The following is a 1,849-nucleotide window of genomic DNA, read 5'->3' on the forward strand; positions in this document are numbered from 1 at the left end:
GCATTGCTGCCGCGTCCCGCGTATTGCCGCACCAGCTCACTCAGGTCCAACTGGTCGATCACCTCCACGACAAAGCGGGCCAGGTGATCCTGCGGTAGCCATTCATCAACCGACGGCGGCAGCAAGTAGGCGGTGTCTCGATCTACGGCAATGAAGCGGCTCATGCAGTGGAGGTCTATTTAAACTGGCGCGATTGTCCAAGCCGCCGCCCACTCGGGGTAGGCGGGAAAGCCCGACACGCTCCTAGCGCAGGCACGAATCGCACTTAAGGAACCAGACGGGCGAACAAGACGAAGCTGTCGGACCAATTCTTCAATGACGCAACGGCGCGCTGCGCGCCAAACGTGGCGGGGTCGGGCTCGATGTGTCCCGCCGGGAAGGTCAACAGAGCGCCTCCTTCCTGTAGATGCCTTGCCGCACTTCGTACGACAGCCATATGCCCTCCCGCGCCTTCTGGCAGAAGAATCAGCTGCTGCGTGACGTTCGGCAAGGCACGAAGGAAGAGGCGATCCGCAGCAATCACTCGAAGGTCCGGCCGCGGCGAGAGACTGGTGAAGAGTGCGACCGTGTCAGTCATTCCGGGGTGATTTGCCAGAACGACCACAGGGCCCCGCGTCGGTACGTGTCCCAAGCCCGACGTGACCAGGCCAGCAGTCATGCGGCTCATCAACCACGCGCTACCTCGCGCAAGGCCCTCCTTGCCAACGCGAATGTCGAACTCGTGAGCAGTCAATGCAAAGCGGCGAGCCATGGGCCGGAACAGATGGCGCAATGGTGTGCCACAAAAACGCGATAGGCCGACCGCGTCCATGAGGTCGACAATGTTGACCTCCGTGAGCGTGTCGACTAGCGGTTGTGCAGTGGAGGACATCTCGCGATTGAATGGAGTATCGTCGCACAACGCGGGGCAAGTCCTGTTCGGCCCACGCGGCTCAGCGTACGGAATCGCCGAAGAGGCGAGTGCCCGCAATTGTTCGAAAGGTTTCGTCTCGTCGCCGGCTTGCTTGATACGAAGTGACCCTACGTCGTGCTCTGCTTGTGATCGCCTTTCTGGTCGCCATGGGCGCCTGGGTCGCCTTCGTGTCGTGGATGGCGGGGCTGGAACGCAAAGAGGCAACCTACCTGGAAATCGACCTTGCTGAGATTCCGGCGGGCAGCCCGAAGTTCTACACCTTCCAACGTACACCGCTTGCCCTCGTTCGAACCACCGATGCGATGCTCGATGACCTTCGGGCGCAAACCACCCACACTTGGAACCTGCGTCCGATAGCGCCCGGGCGTCCGTCGTTCTTCGTCTACTCCCTGCTGAGCCCGGCCGACGGATGCGAGGTAGAACACGTGCCCCTGGGCGCGGACCGCTACGCGCCGGTGCGCCCGTGGCAAGGCGGGTATCGCAACCCATGCCGCTTTGGCGAATGGGACTACGCTGGCCGCGCGATCAAGCAGTACGCCGACCAGGACGCGCAACTGCTGTGGATGGCCGATCTGGATGTTCCGGACTTCGAAATCAGGGAAGACCACATCCTGCGCATCACCCGTGCTCCGAAGCGGTAGGCGAGACCAGGGCTAGGTCCAATACTGTTTAGRTAGATAATTCTGTGCGACAATCCGGTCCCGTCTCCACTACGGACGGATTCGATGGCACGAACAAGGAAGGCGCTACCGGCTCGAGTTGACACGGCGCACCTGATCAGCGCCGGGGTGCTTGCGGCGGTGTGTCCGCGCCCGCTGATTGACGAGGTGCTCGCCGAGACGGGCAAGGCCAGCCAGCGCGAGCGGCTGCTGCCGGCAGCGGCGGTGGTGTACTACGTGATGGCGCTGGCCCTGTGGCGCGAGGCGCCGCTGGAGG

Annotated in this window: 3 protein-coding genes and 1 pseudogene; 2 read left to right on the forward strand and 2 right to left on the reverse strand. The window is 62.7% G+C overall.

Features of this window, described 5'->3' with window-relative positions:
- A pseudogene (locus AC1DY5_RS53835) lies at positions 1-164 on the reverse strand (IS5/IS1182 family transposase); the annotation flags it as partial.
- 101 nt (positions 165-265) lie between these two features.
- The gene (locus AC1DY5_RS53840) at positions 266-871 is read right to left on the reverse strand and encodes a lysophospholipid acyltransferase family protein (protein WP_478122392.1); all 606 of its coding nucleotides are present in this window, start codon (positions 869-871) and stop codon (positions 266-268) included.
- A gap of 167 nt (positions 872-1,038) precedes the next feature.
- Here AC1DY5_RS53840 and AC1DY5_RS53845 point away from each other — a divergent pair, with 167 nt between their 5' ends.
- Complete coding sequence (locus AC1DY5_RS53845) at positions 1,039-1,554, forward strand: Rieske (2Fe-2S) protein (RefSeq protein WP_478122393.1); 516 nt, start codon at positions 1,039-1,041, stop codon at positions 1,552-1,554.
- Between the two features lie 84 nt (positions 1,555-1,638).
- A partial coding sequence (locus tag AC1DY5_RS53850) for a transposase domain-containing protein (protein ID WP_478122394.1) occupies positions 1,639-1,849 on the forward strand: 211 nt, incomplete at its 3' end.

The sequence above is a fragment of the Variovorax sp. P4_D9 genome (assembly GCF_056401695.1).

Bases quoted from the DNA above. Each gene is read 5' to 3' on its own strand.
- AC1DY5_RS53840 (WP_478122392.1), bottom strand. From the start codon at position 871: ATGTCCTCCACTGCACAACCGCTAGTCGACACGCTCACGGAGGTCAAC.